This window comes from Diaphorobacter sp. B2A2W2 (assembly GCF_056730635.1).
Map to the genome: position 1 here is coordinate 392,543 of NZ_JBWZOR010000003.1, position 12,690 is coordinate 405,232.

Here is a 12,690-nt window from a genome sequence, read left to right on the forward strand (position 1 = left end):
GGTCAACCCACGGTGATGATGGAGCGCGCGCCACTGCGCCGCCCGATGATATTCAGAAGATTCGCCAGGGCCGCCTCCCGCCCGGGCGCGGCGCTGGCCTCGCCCGTGAAGCGCAGGCGTTTGCCCACCCACTGGCCGTTGCCCGACAGCAGCAGCGCGCCCTCCAGGGTGGACAGCTGCAGCGTGGGCGCGCCGCCGCCCTGCACCTGCAGCCGGTAGCTGCCCATGGGCCGCAGCGTGGACAGGCGCGAGGACAGGCCCAGCGCATCCAGCTGCACCTGGCCCTGCATCTGCAGACGCCCTGCGGCCCATTGCAGCGCGAACGCCTGGGTGCGCAGCTGCAGGCGGCCCTGCGGCTGCACGGTGTTCCAGGGGGTGCCCAGGCCCGCGAGCGCCGCAGCCGGCCACTGGCTCTGGCCATCGGCCACCTGGGCGCGCACGGCACCCAGGCCCAGCGCCACCTGCACCTGCAGCGGCGCGGTGGCGGGAATGCAGCAGTCGGCCGTCAGGCGGGCGCTGAGCCCGTTCCACGCGGGGCGCAGCTGCCACTGCAGCCGGCCGGGCAGGGCGGCCTGGTCCTGGCTGTCGGCGCCACCGGTCAGCACCACGCGGGCCGAGCCGTTCCAGACGGTGCCGCGTGCCTGCTGCAGCTGCAGTTGCCCGCCGCTGGCCTGCTGCACGCCTGTGGCCAGCCAGCGCGCCGGGGCCCATAGCACCAGCGCGGGCAGCGCGCCCAGGCACACGCCGGCCACGGCCCAGCGCCAGGGCGCGCGCGGCAGTGTCAGCGAAGGGGTCGGGAGCAGGGAGCGTGGCACGGGCAGGGGGCGTGGACTATTGCGGGGGCAGCGCCAGCACCAGCGTGCCTTCCCAGCGGACGGCGGCCGCGGCGGCGTTGGCGGGCGCGGCGCTTTGCACCAGGCGGGCTTCCAGCGGCACGGCGCGCGCGGTGCTGCGCGCCTGGTTCAGCCACTGGGCAAGGGCCTCGGCGGGCGCGCCCTTGAAGGTGACGGTGGCGCGGTCGCCCGCGACGTTCATCTGCGCGGCTGCGCCCAATTGCTGCGCCAGCGTGGTCTGCAGCGTGCGCAGGGCCTCGCCGCCGGGTGGGCGGGGCGCGTCCTTGAGCTGCAGCGCTTCGGCCTGCAGGGCCTGCATGCGCTGCAGTTGCGCATCCACGGCTGCGTGGCGTGCGCCCGAGCCGCGCAGCTGCTGCAGTGCGGGCGCCAGCAGCACCCACCACAGCAGGGCCAGCCCCACCACGGCCGCGGCGGCCAGCACCAGGGACTGTTCGCGCGGCGCCATGCGGGCCCAGTGGGCGCGCAGCGCGGCCAGCGCAGGGGGAACCGGCGCGGGCGAGGTCGAAGCGGTGCGGGTGTTCATGGGCGGTCCTCGGCGCGCACCAGCAGGGCGCCATCGCGCGGCTGCGCGCTCAGGCTTTCCGCGGCCAGGCGCTGGTTCATGGCGGTGAGTTCCTCGGGTGCCAGCTCCAGGCCCCGCAGGCGCAGTTCGCCATTGGCATATTCGATCTGCGTGGGCACGCGCGGCGGGGGCAGTGCGGCACCTGCGGCGGCCATGAGCGGCTCCAGGTCGCGCCGCGACACGCTGCCGGCGGCCTGGCGCAGCTGCGCCAGTTCGCGCTCCATCTGCACCGGTGCATCCACGACGACCTTGACGTGCGGGAAGGTCTGGGTCAGCGCGTTGCGCACGCCGGCCTGTTTGGCCGCCAGCGCCTGGCGGTCCTGCCACGCCCAGAGATTGAGCCCCATGACCTGCACCACCACGGCCACGGCCAGTGCCCAGCGCGCGGCCCGCCATTGGGGTGCGCGCGCAAAGGCGCTGGCGCCGCTGCCCAGCTTGCGCAGCGCGCGCGTGTGGCCGGTGCTGGCCAGGTCGAACTGCGCCAGGTCCCAGTCGCCACGCGCGGCCACCAGCGCGCGCTGGCTGGCGGTGTGCAGCTGCACTGGGCGGTTCAGCAGCCGCTCGGCCAGGGCGGCCACGGCGGGTTCGGCGCGCACGGCGGGCGGCGCATCATCGGCGGGGCGGGCCGCCAGCGCGGCGGCCGCGGCCAGCGGCAGCACGGCCACGGCCTGTTGCGGCCCGTGGCCGGTCAGTACCAGTTGGGCGTCCTCGGGAGTGCCGAGCACGTCGCATTCCTCTTGCCCGCTGGCGGTGGGGCCGGGAGCGAACTCGGGCACCACGCGGTCCACCGGCCGCCCCGCGGCTTCCAGCGCCTGCAGGGCGCCGCGCAGCCAGGCGCGGTCGCACACGGCCACCCAGGCAGGGCTGCCCGGCTGGGCGCCGGGCTGCAGCGCGAAGTGCAGTTGCGCGGGGTCGTCGAGCAGGTGTTCTTCGAGCAGTCCTTCCAGGACCGCGCGCAGCCGGCCGGCCTGGGCCGTCGCACCCTGCGGCAGCGTCACCTGCTGCCATGACAGCGCGCGCGCAGGCACCACGGCCACGATCTCGCCGGCGCGGCCCGGGTCGGGCAGCAAGGCGGCGGTGGTGCTGGCGTGGCGGGTGGCGGTGTGGCCGTCGGCCGTGAGCGTGTAGCTGTATTCGGCGGCGGGCCCCGGCGTTCCCAGGGGCAGGGTTAGGACAAGGGTGCTCATGAATGGGTTAACAGACCATTTTAGGGGCGTGATGTGACGCTTCGTGCCAAGGCGGCCGGTCACCGCGCACCAGCGGCCGCAGTGCCGGGAGCCGTCGTGCGCACGAGGCCGCCGCGTTCGCGCCACAGCGTGCGCACGTCCCCACGCTGTTTGTAGACCAGCGAGCGCTCTTCGACCACGGCCATGTCCAGGCGCAGTCGCCCGCGCACTTCGAAGTAGCTGGACGACACCGTATGCACCGTGGCCGAGATGCGGCTGGAGTTGCCCAGCAGCTTGGCGGCGTCGGCCTCGCTGCGGAAGTGGTTGGAGTCGCGTGCCTGCACCAGGCGCTGCGCCTCGGCCATGTCCAGCCCGTCGGCGCTGGCCCACAGCACCACGGCGCTGGCGGTGTTGAGGTTGACCTTGGTGCGCACGGGCAGCAGCGTGACGTAGGGCGCGAGCGCATCCACGCTGCGCTGCGGCAGGCCCCACCACCCAAGTTGCGCCACGCTTTGCGGCAGCAGCGGCGCGGCGCTCGCGGTGTCACTGTCCTTGGCCTCGGCGCGCAGCATCTGCCGCGCCAGCATGTCCAGCTGTGCGCGCGGCAGCCCGAGGTATTCGAAGAGCCGCTGGAATTGCCGCAGCGCCGTGGCGTCCACCTGCCCCTCGTTGGCCAGGTTGCGCAGGTTCAGCAGGGCCTGCAGGTCGGTGATCTGGCCCGACAGGAAGGCGTTGGTGGTGTCGGTACTCGCGTCTTCCACCTGGGCCACATTGCGGTCGGCCGCGAGGAACGTGGACAGGCGCGCTTCTTCCAGCGGCACCGACCAGGGTTCGGAGAGGTTGTCGGTGCCGTCGCCGCTGCGGGCAATGGAGTCTTCGCGCAGGATCAGGCGGGACCAGTCCAGCGCGCCGATCAGGATCCACGCCGACTGGATACGTGCGCGCTCGGCGGTTTCGACTTCGATGGCGCGCCACTGCTGCCACATGGCCGCAGCCGCGAACGTGGCGACCAGCGTCACGGTGAGCATGGCGGCCAGCAGTGCGGCGCCGGCTTGATGAGAAACACCCCGAGGGGCTTTGCGTCCACCCGCCGCTCCCGTTACGCGGGCGGGGCGGCGCCACCAGTGCGTCGGGGCCCTGGCACGGCGGCCCTCGCCCGGTGCGCGCCAGTCGCGTGTGTCGGAGGCGGCGGGCAGGGCGGCGGATAGCGGGCAGGAATCGGTCACGACTTGCCTCCACCCAGCAGCGGATTGGCCCAGTCCCGCGTGACCACGCCCGAGAGTGCGCCACCCGGCGGCAGCGTGAGTTGCAGGCGCACCCCCTCGGGGATGCTGGCGGCGGCGCTGCTCAGCCCGCCGACCGTGCGCGGTGCGCTGGCGCTGGTATCGGTGGACAGCGCATTGGCCCAGGCGCCGCTGCGGTAGTAGTACAGCTGCCAATTGGCCAGCGGCATCAGCACGGTTTCCTGTCGGCGCTCGGCCTCGCCGGGTGTGCGCGCCCACTGGGCTGCGCGCTGCCAGGCGGCATTCCATTCCGCGCGGGTGCGCACCGGGGGGGACTGCCAGCGCAGCCAGCGGGCGGTGCCGTCCACGCTGCGCCGCGCCCAGGCGACGACCAGCGCACCTTCGTCGGGCTGGCGCGTGCCGCGCCGCGTAAGGCGCAGCACCTGGCCGTCCCAGGCGATGGGTTCGGTATGGTCGATGGCCTGCAGGGCATCCAGGTCGGCCGCCCACTGGGCCAGCACGGTCTGCAGCACCAGCAGCTCGTCGGTGCGCTCGCGCGTGAGCTGCTGCGAGCGCGCCATGCCATCCAGCCCGCGCCAGCTGGCGATGGCGAGCAGCGCCATTACCGCGATGGCCACGAGTAGTTCCACCAGCGTGAAGCCGCGCGCTGCTTGCATGGGGGACTCTGCGCAAACCCGGTGCCGCGCTTGATCTGCCGGAAGGCCGCGGCGCAGGCCGCGCGGGCGGACGCCATGGAACTGGCTTTGCCAGGCCACGGGCGTCGTCCCCCCCGGGGGAGTAGGCGCGAAGCGACTCAGGGGGGGCATCTCAATACCGCCCCACGATGGTGGACAGCCGCAGCACGGGCAGCGTGGCCTCGAAGACCTGCGCGTCCACGCGGCGGAACTGTGGATTGGGTGTGGGCGAAACCGTCACCGCCACGTCGTAGCGCCGACCCGCCTGTTCGCAGGCCACGCGCGTGTCGCCGATGGACGGCATCTGCGACGACAGGCGTACCCGGCTCAGCTCGTTCTCGGCGCACAGGTGGGCCAGCACCACGTCGGTCTGGCGCGTGGCGTTGCGCGTGAGGGCGGAGGTGGCCTGCAGCCCTGCCATGAGGGCGATGGCGACGATGCCCAGTGCCACCAGCACCTCCACCAGCGTGAAGCCGCGCGCCGCGCCGCGCCCGCGCCGCGCCCCCGTGCCCCTTCGCGCGCGGTGGCTCATGGCAGCGCCTGCACGGCAAACGGGCGCAGCCCGTCGGTGGCCACGCGCACCGCGCGGTCGGGGTGCGCGCCGCTCACGATCACCACTTGTTGCGGGCCGATGAGGGGTTCCGGCCCCAGCCACAGTTCCGCAGGGCCCTGCACGCCGGTGGCGTTGTCCAGCCAGCGGTTGGGCAATGTGTCGGGCGGCACGCCCTCGAAGCGAAAGCCCTGGGCATCGGCACGCCAGCGCACCGCCGCGCCGGAGGCGCGCGATTGCGCGCGCGCCGACTCCAGCAGCGCTGCCAGCCGCTCGCCTTCGCGCTGCAGCTGGGTGGCGCCGCTGTCGCGCAGTGCCAGGCCCACGCCGGCGGTCGCCAGGGCGATGATGGAAATGACCACCAGCAATTCAAGGATCGTAAAACCCCGCTGGGCGACGGCTGCGCGGCTTTGCCTGTCTCGCCTGCTGCGCAAGGGGCGGGGGGAGAAGAAGCCTGCGCGGCGTAGTGGCGCGGCCGGCCGAGGCCCCTGCGCGGCGTCCGCTGGGCTGGGGTGTACCCGTGTCATGCGTGGGATGGCGCCGGCGCCGGGCCCTGCGGCTTACTGCCAGCTGCCGATGTCGGCATCCTTGCCCTCGCCGCCGGACTGGCCATCGGCGCCGAAGGACATCACGTCCACCTCGCCCTTGATGCCCGGGCTCAGGTACTGGTAAGGGCGGCCCCAGGGGTCGTTGGGCAGCTTCTCCAGGTAGGGGCGCCAGTTGTTCGGCACCGGGCCGGCGCTGGGCTTGGCGATCAGCGCCTGCAGGCCCTGTTCGGCCGTGGGATAGCGCTGGTTGTCCAGGCGGTAGAGCTTGAGCGCCTGCATGATGTTGGTGACGTCGGTGCGCGCGGCCGTGCTGCGCGCGTCGTCGGCGCGGTCCAGCACGTTGGGCACGATCAGCGCGGCCAGCACGCCGATGATGACCAGCACCACCATGAGCTCGATCAGGGTGAAGCCCGCGGACAGGCGACGGCGGGCGCGGTGCGCGAGGGAGGAGGGGCTGGGCTGCATCTCGAAGCGGCGACTCGGAATGGACATATCCGGTCAATCATAATCGTGCAATGGTGACAAACACATACGGCCGCTGGGCCCCGCGCCTGGCCACGCTGCTGCTCTGGGCGCTGGCGGGCGCGACTGCTGTCTATTGGGGGTTGAAGCTGTCCGCAAGCCCGGCCGGCACGGCACCGGCTGCCGCGGCGCCCGAGCCGGTGGTGACCGACACGCAGGCGCTCGCGCGCCTGCTCGGGGCCAGCCCGGTGCTGGCGGCCGCCGAGGCGGCACCCTCCGCAGCCAGCCGCTTCGTGCTCATGGGCGTGCTGGCCGGCACGGCCAGCGGCGGCGGCGCCGCGCTGATCGCGGTGGACGGCAAGCCGGCCAAGCCCTACCGCGTGGGCGCGAATGTGGAGCCGGGGCTGGTGCTGCAGTCCCTGGGCAAGGGCGCCGCGCGGCTGGGGGCGTCGATGGACGGCGCCACGACGCTGGCGCTGGAGATGCCGCGCAAGCGGCCCTGACCTGGCGGGGATCCCGCGCCGGCGGGGCCTGCATATCCGACGGGAGCGCCCATAACCTAACCGCGCGCCGGTGCTGCCTGCGGTCGGCCTTTCAGTGGCAGAAGTACCGTGGTCCAGGCGCCGTAGCCCGGAGCCGATTGCGGCCATTCATGGGACAGCGGCACGCGCGCGGCGCCGTGCGTCAGCAGCCAGTGCACGCAGCGGGCCACCCCGGCATGCGTGATCCAGACCACATCGCCACCGCCGGCGTGCGCCTGGGCCGCGGCCTCGTCCAGCGCGGCGGACACGCGCGTGAGCATGGCCGCCAGGGGCTCGCCGCCGCCGGGCGCATGGTGGCCGAAGCGCGAGGTCCAGGCGTCGATGTCCGCACGGGCGATGTCGTTCCACGCGCTGCCCTCCCACTGGCCGAAGTCCATCTCGGTGATGCGGGGCTCAGCGTTTGAAGCCAAATCGGCCCGCAGGGCAAGCAGGTCCTGCGCAAGCAGCTCACATCTTTGTAGCGGAGAGTGGTGCAGGGCGGCCAGACGGGGTGGCAGCGCCTGCGCCAGCAGGCGTGCGCTCTCGCGGCTATGGCGCGCGTCGGCGGCAACGTCCAGGCGGCCGTAGCACAAGCCGGGCGCCACCTCGGGGCGCGCATGGCGCACCAGCCACAGGCGCGGCGCGCTCATGCCGCCCGTTGCGCCAGCGCGATGGCCGCGCCCAGATAGAAGCCGATCTCGCCCACCTGCTGCGTGGCGCCCAGGCAGTCGCCGGTAAAGCCCTGCAGTCGACGCGCAAAGCGCCACAGCATCCAGGCCGCACCGGCGGCGCTGGCCAGTAGGCTTGCTATCAATACCAAAGCGCCCAGCGCTTGATATACAAGCGCTAGCGCCGGAAAACACCACAAGGCCGCGGCCGCCAGCGCGCGTACGGAAATCTGGTCCGCCAGCGGCTTGCTCTTGGACGTGGCCGTGTCGCCCACATGCGGCAGCGCGCGCACGATGACGAGCGGCCACAGGCGCGACAGCACATGCGCCCCGGCCAATGCCGCCAGCGCGCTGGACAAGCCGAGGTGGCCGAGCTGCGCCAGCAGGGCCACCTTGGCCAGCAGCGCCAGCACCAGCGCCATGGCCCCGAAGGCGCCGATGCGCGAGTCCTTCATGATCTCCAGCGCGCGCTCGGGCTGGTAGGCGCCGCCCAGTCCGTCGGCCACGTCAGCCAGGCCGTCCTCGTGGAAGCCCCCGGTCACCAGCACCGTGGCGATGGTGCAGCCCACCGCCGCCGCCAGCGGTGCGAAGCCCGCGCCGCCTAGCCCCAGCCACAGTGCCGCATAGCTGCCCACCGCCACGGCGGCCACCAGCCAGCCCACACCGGGGAAATGTGCGCTGCTGGCGCGCAGCATCGCAGGGCTGTAGCCCACCCACGTGGCCAGCCGGCCCGTGACGGGGATGCGCGTGAAGAACTGCACGGCCAGCAGATAGTGGCGCAGAGCCTGCATGAACACTATTAAATCAATAGCTGTTAGCGCTTGATAGACGGGCGCTGGAGGCCAAAATGGCTTGCATCATGCGCCGTTGGCCTGCAGGAACAGGCGGTAGGCCGGGTTCTGCGTTTCCTCGACATAGGGGTAGCCCAGCGTCTGCAGGAAGGCATCGAACTGCGCTGCGTCGTCGGCCGGCACCTGCATGCCCACGAGGATGCGCCCATAGTCCGCGCCCTGGTTGCGGTAGTGGAACAGCGAGATGTTCCAGGTGGGCTGCATCAGGCTCAGGAACTTGAACAGCGCGCCGGGGCGCTCGGGGAAAGTGAAGCGCATCAGCCGCTCGTCGCGCGCCAACGCCGAATGGCCGCCGACGAGGTGGCGCAGGTGCTCCTTGGCCAGCTCGTCGTGCGTGAGGTCCAGCGCCTCGAAGCCATGCTTGTGGAAGTTGCGCGCGATCTTCTCGGACTCGCCGTGGCCCGTGGTGGACAGGCCCACAAACACATGGGCGCGCCGCTCGTGGCTGATGCGGTAGTTGAACTCGGTCACGTTGCGCGGTCCGCCGGGCAGGGCCCCCACCACCTCGCAAAAGCGCTTGAAGCTGCCGCGCTCCTCGGGGATGGTGACGGCGAACAGGGCTTCGCGTTCCTCGCCCACCTCGGCGCGCTCGGCCACGAAGCGCAGCCGGTCGAAGTTCATGTTGGCGCCGCACAGGATGGCGGCGTAGGTTTCACCCTTGGTCTTGTGCTTGGCCACGTACTGCTTGATGGCGGCCACGGCCAGGGCGCCCGCGGGCTCCACGATGCTGCGTGTGTCCACGAAGATGTCCTTGATCGCGGCGCAGACGGCATCGGTGTCGACGATCACGTAGTCGTCCACCAGGTTCTGCGCGACGCGGAAGGTTTCCTCGCCCACCAGTTTCACGGCCGTGCCGTCGGAGAACAGGCCCACGTCCGGCAGCGTGACGCGCTGATGCGCCTTGACCGATTGCGCCATGGCGTCCGAGTCGTTCATCTGCACGCCGATGACCTTGATGCCAGGGCACACGGCCTTGATGTAGTTGGACACGCCGGCGATCAGCCCGCCGCCGCCGATAGCGACGAACACGGCATCCAGCTTGCCGCCCAGCTGCTGCACCTGCCGCAGGATCTCCATGGCGATCGTGCCCTGGCCGGCGATCACGTCCGGGTCGTCGAAGGGGTGCACGAAGGTCAGGCCTTCTTCCTTTTGCAGCTGTGCGGCGCGTTCGTAGGCGTCGGAATAGCTCTCGCCGCTCAGCACCACTTCACCGCCCAGCGTCTTCACCGCTTCGATCTTGAGCTGCGGCGTGGTGGTGGGCATCACGATCACGGCGCGCGTGCCCAGCTTGCTGGCGCTCATCGCCACGCCCTGCGCGTGGTTGCCGGCCGAGGCGCAGATCACGCCGCGCGCCAGCTGATCGGGCGAGAGCTGCGCCATCTTGTTGTAGGCGCCGCGCAGCTTGAAGCTGAAGACGGGCTGCTGGTCTTCGCGCTTGAGCAGCACCTTGTTGTGCAGCCGCCGCGACAGGGCGCGGGCGGGCTGCAGGTCGGACTCCACCGCCACGTCATAGACACGCGCGGTGAGGATCTTTGTGAGGTAATCGAACGGGGTGAGAGGCTGGGTCATGGTGCAAACCGGCGGGCGGCGCTGCGGTGTGGACGGGGCGTCCAGTGCGCGCTCAGCCGGGCGCACATCATAGGACGGCGCGCCGCAGGGTTAGGAACGGCTCACGCAGGGCAAAAAAAAGCCCCAAGCGGTAAAGCCTGGGGCTGAATCCATCCTTTGAGGAGATGGAGGAGACAATCGGTGCGAACCCCGCTGTGCGAACAGTGCGAAGCGGGTAACGCATGGGCGCATTGTAGCGCTGCGGTTGTTGCGTTGCAGCAAAATCGCACCTGCGTTCATCATTTGCTACAGATTCACCCTGATTTTTTGGAGAAAAACAACATGGAATGCACCGTCAGCTGGACCGGCAACGCCGGCACGCGCTCCGGCATGGGCTTTGTTGCGGAGACCGGCAGCGGCCATGTGCTGGTCATGGACGGGGCGCCCGACGCCGACCGTCCCGAGAACGGCGGCCAGAACCTGGCCCCGCGTCCCATGGAGACAGTGCTGGCCGGCACGGGCGGCTGCACGGCCTACGACGTGGTGCTGATCCTCAAGCGCGGGCGGCACGATGTGCGCGGCTGTAGCGTGAAGCTCACCTCCGAGCGGGCGCAGGTCGATCCCAAGGTGTTCACCACGATTCACATGCAGTTCACGGTGACCGGGCGCGGCATTCCGCCGGCGGCCGTGGAGCGTGCCATCGCCATGAGCCATGAGAAATACTGCTCGGCCAGCATCATGCTGGGCAAGACCGCGCAGATCACGACGGGCTTTGAGATCGTCGAGGCCTGAGGCGCGGCGGGACGTATTAGATGTAATGTGCAGTCGTCGTCATGACCTTGGCGGCGGCTTTCATCAGCCAACGCGCCGGGGGCGGTAGAGGAAGGGCGCCTGCCGCCTGCGCCTGGGCCGCGTGGCGTTCTTCATCCCGCTGCATGCGGTCGACGATGGCGCGCGAGGGCAGGTCCGCTTCTGGCAGGCGGCGCAGGTGCCCTTGCAGATGGGCGGATACCTGCCGCTCCGTCTCCACCACGAAACCCAGGCTGACCTGGTCGCTGACCCGGGCCGCCGCCAGGCCGATGGCGAAGGCGCCAGCGAACCACAAGGGGTTGAGGAGACTGGGCCGGCTCCCCAGGGCGTCGAGCCGCTCGCGGGTCCAGGCCAGGTGGTCGGTTTCCTCGCGTGCCGCGGCCAGGAGATCGCTGCGCAGCTGGGGGTCGCGGGTCACGCACGACTGGGCCATGTACAAGCCCTGGGCACACACCTCCCCGACATGGTTGACGCGCATCAACGCGCTGGAGAGACGCCTTTGCTCGACGGACAGGTCCACCGCAGGCAGGGAGCGTGCCGGTGAGGGCTCTCCCGCTCTCGGACGAGCGAACAAGGTTCGCAGGGCACTATCTGCGGCGATGAGGAGTGTGTCCATGGGTAACAAAAACGTTGTTTACGCGCACGTAATGGCGCAGGTAACGCAAAAAACCGTACGGTAAGTGCTTACTCGGAGCAACAATAAGACGGTTTTGCTGCCGTTTTGGCCATGTTGCGGTACAGCAACGAAAACCCGCTTTTGGCCCGATTCTGAGGGATTTCCTTTGCGAAACCTGGCGGGCTCTGTTGCAATAGGACCAACTTCCCCACCAGGAGGTTGGCCCGGGGAACCGGCGGGGCTGTGCGTGAGCCGCACCTCCAAGTCCTCTACGATCCGGGGCCCTCTGTTTAACCTTGGAGTAACTCGCAATGAAAAAATCCCTGATTGCCCTGGCAGTGCTGGCTGCTTCCGGCGCCGCAATGGCCCAATCCTCCGTGACGCTGTTCGGTATCGTTGACACCGCTTTCGGCTACGTGGACAACGCTAACGCCGCTGGCGACAGCGTGTATGGCCTGAGCACCAGCGGCAACGCAACGAGCCGTCTGGGCTTCCGCGGCGTGGAAGACCTGGGTGGCGGTCTGAAGGCTGGCTTCTGGCTGGAAGGCGAAATCTTCGGTGACAACGGCAATAGCACCAGCGGCTTTGACTTCAAGCGCCGTTCCACGGTCAGCCTGGCTGGTGGTTTCGGTGAAGTGCGCCTGGGCCGTGACCTGACCCCTGGCTACTCCAAGTTCATCTCCTACGACCTGTTCGGCCAGGTCGGCATCGGCCAATTCATGGGCTGGAGCAACTGGTACGGCACGAGCGGCGATGCCAACGGCATCCGTTCGAGCAACATGATCAGCTACTACACCCCCAACTTCAGCGGCTTCACCGCTGGCCTGGGCTATGGCTTTGACGAGCAAACCTCTGGCAAGGCCGGCCGCTACGTCGGTGGCTACGTTGCCTACGAAAACGGCCCCCTGGGCGTGGCTGTGTCGTACGACCAGCGCAACCTGGCTGCCGATGTGGACCGCAACGCTCTGACCGTGGCTGGTTCTTACAACCTGAACGTTGTGAAGCTGAACGCCATCGTCCAGCAGACCAAGGATGACGTGCCCGGCGCTTCCGACCGCAAGGTCAACGCCTACGCTCTGGGTGCTTCCGCTCCCGTGGGCGCTGGCGAAGTCAAGCTGCAGTACGCTCTGTACGACCAGAAGGCCATCGACTCCAAGGCTCACCAGATCAGCCTGGGTTATGTCCACAACCTGTCCAAGCGTACGGCTCTGTACGGCACCGTGGCTTACATGAAGAACAAGGACGCTTCCAACCTGGGTCTGGCTGCCAAGAACCTGAGCACCGGTGGCCCCGGCGCTGGCGAGAACCAGACTGGCGTGCAACTGGGTATTCGCCACTCCTTCTAATCTCGGGCTGGCGTGAGGCCAGCTTGGATAAAGAAGACAAAACCGCTGCCTTCGGGCAGCGGTTTTTTTTCGTCTGCGGTTTGGTGTCTCTTGTGCGACGATTTTTCGGGTTAACCCCTGTGGCTGTAAAGCGATGGACCCTTGCCCCTGCCCGGCGGGTTTTCAACAATGAAGCCTCCTCGCTTCCTGCCAAGAACACGATTTGGCCGCAGGGCCCCTGGTGGAGGAGAAGTCGAGTGTTGTGAAGCGAGTGGCGCACGTCCAGTGAGC

The 12,690-nt window shown here is 69.8% G+C and carries 15 protein-coding genes; 3 read left to right on the forward strand and 12 right to left on the reverse strand.

The genetic code is table 11. The features are described 5' to 3' along the window. Positions 1 to 2: 2 nt before the first annotated feature. From gspN to gspG, 8 genes are all read right to left on the reverse strand, one after another. Positions 3 to 815, reverse strand: coding sequence for a type II secretion system protein N (gspN, locus tag AC1PPL_RS07965; protein WP_479973022.1), 813 nt, complete (start codon positions 813 to 815; stop codon positions 3 to 5). Positions 816 to 831: 16 nt separating this feature from the next. Then, positions 832 to 1,377, reverse strand: coding sequence for a type II secretion system protein GspM (gene gspM / locus AC1PPL_RS07970; RefSeq protein ID WP_479973023.1), 546 nt, complete (start codon positions 1,375 to 1,377; stop codon positions 832 to 834). Then, entirely contained in the window at positions 1,374 to 2,603 is a 1,230-nt protein-coding gene (gene gspL / locus AC1PPL_RS07975) for a type II secretion system protein GspL (RefSeq protein ID WP_479973024.1), read from the reverse strand. The genes gspM and gspL overlap by 4 nt, the downstream gene beginning before the upstream one ends. Positions 2,604 to 2,662: 59 nt before the next feature. Continuing rightward, positions 2,663 to 3,808 (reverse strand): type II secretion system minor pseudopilin GspK, encoded by a 1,146-nt coding sequence (gspK, locus tag AC1PPL_RS07980; protein WP_376779685.1) that lies wholly within the window; start codon positions 3,806 to 3,808, stop codon positions 2,663 to 2,665. Next, complete coding sequence (locus tag AC1PPL_RS07985) at positions 3,805 to 4,482, reverse strand: PulJ/GspJ family protein (RefSeq protein WP_012655658.1); 678 nt, start codon at positions 4,480 to 4,482, stop codon at positions 3,805 to 3,807. The genes gspK and AC1PPL_RS07985 overlap by 4 nt, the downstream gene beginning before the upstream one ends. Positions 4,483 to 4,633: 151 nt before the next feature. Then, positions 4,634 to 5,032, reverse strand: a complete 399-nt coding sequence (gene gspI, locus AC1PPL_RS07990) for a type II secretion system minor pseudopilin GspI (protein WP_479973025.1) — start codon at positions 5,030 to 5,032, stop codon at positions 4,634 to 4,636. Beyond that, on the reverse strand, positions 5,029 to 5,577 hold the full coding sequence (locus AC1PPL_RS07995; protein ID WP_479973026.1) for a prepilin-type N-terminal cleavage/methylation domain-containing protein: 549 nt from the start codon (positions 5,575 to 5,577) through the stop codon (positions 5,029 to 5,031). The genes gspI and AC1PPL_RS07995 overlap by 4 nt, the downstream gene beginning before the upstream one ends. A 33-nt stretch (positions 5,578 to 5,610) precedes the next feature. Beyond that, positions 5,611 to 6,063, reverse strand: coding sequence for a type II secretion system major pseudopilin GspG (gene gspG, locus AC1PPL_RS08000; RefSeq protein WP_162844519.1), 453 nt, complete (start codon positions 6,061 to 6,063; stop codon positions 5,611 to 5,613). A gap of 50 nt (positions 6,064 to 6,113) precedes the next feature. Between gspG and AC1PPL_RS08005 the strand changes: the two genes are divergently transcribed. Then, complete coding sequence (locus AC1PPL_RS08005) at positions 6,114 to 6,563, forward strand: type II secretion system protein N (RefSeq protein ID WP_011804128.1); 450 nt, start codon at positions 6,114 to 6,116, stop codon at positions 6,561 to 6,563. Positions 6,564 to 6,619: 56 nt separating this feature from the next. Here AC1PPL_RS08005 and AC1PPL_RS08010 read toward each other — a convergent pair whose 3' ends face one another. The 3 genes from AC1PPL_RS08010 to ilvA all read right to left on the reverse strand — a co-directional run bounded on the left by AC1PPL_RS08010 (position 6,620) and on the right by ilvA (position 9,669). Continuing rightward, positions 6,620 to 7,231: a histidine phosphatase family protein gene (locus AC1PPL_RS08010; protein ID WP_479973027.1), complete on the reverse strand. Its 612-nt coding sequence runs from the start codon at positions 7,229 to 7,231 to the stop codon at positions 6,620 to 6,622. After that, positions 7,228 to 8,040, reverse strand: a complete 813-nt coding sequence (locus tag AC1PPL_RS08015; protein ID WP_479973028.1) for an adenosylcobinamide-GDP ribazoletransferase — start codon at positions 8,038 to 8,040, stop codon at positions 7,228 to 7,230. Before AC1PPL_RS08015 ends, AC1PPL_RS08010 begins: the two co-directional genes overlap by 4 nt. A gap of 66 nt (positions 8,041 to 8,106) precedes the next feature. Continuing rightward, a complete protein-coding gene (ilvA, locus tag AC1PPL_RS08020) occupies positions 8,107 to 9,669 on the reverse strand; it encodes a threonine ammonia-lyase, biosynthetic (RefSeq protein ID WP_479973029.1) in 1,563 nt (520 codons plus the stop codon). A gap of 321 nt (positions 9,670 to 9,990) precedes the next feature. On the opposite strand from ilvA, the gene AC1PPL_RS08025 reads away from it, so the two are divergent. Beyond that, positions 9,991 to 10,440 (forward strand): OsmC family protein, encoded by a 450-nt coding sequence (locus AC1PPL_RS08025; RefSeq protein WP_479973030.1) that lies wholly within the window; start codon positions 9,991 to 9,993, stop codon positions 10,438 to 10,440. 16 nt (positions 10,441 to 10,456) lie between these two features. Here AC1PPL_RS08025 and coq7 read toward each other — a convergent pair whose 3' ends face one another. Further along, the gene (coq7, locus tag AC1PPL_RS08030; protein WP_479973031.1) at positions 10,457 to 11,074 is read right to left on the reverse strand and encodes a 2-polyprenyl-3-methyl-6-methoxy-1,4-benzoquinone monooxygenase; all 618 of its coding nucleotides are present in this window, start codon (positions 11,072 to 11,074) and stop codon (positions 10,457 to 10,459) included. A gap of 311 nt (positions 11,075 to 11,385) precedes the next feature. On the opposite strand from coq7, the gene AC1PPL_RS08035 reads away from it, so the two are divergent. Next, positions 11,386 to 12,420 (forward strand): porin, encoded by a 1,035-nt coding sequence (locus tag AC1PPL_RS08035; protein ID WP_479973032.1) that lies wholly within the window; start codon positions 11,386 to 11,388, stop codon positions 12,418 to 12,420. The last annotated feature ends 270 nt before the right edge of the window (positions 12,421 to 12,690 follow it).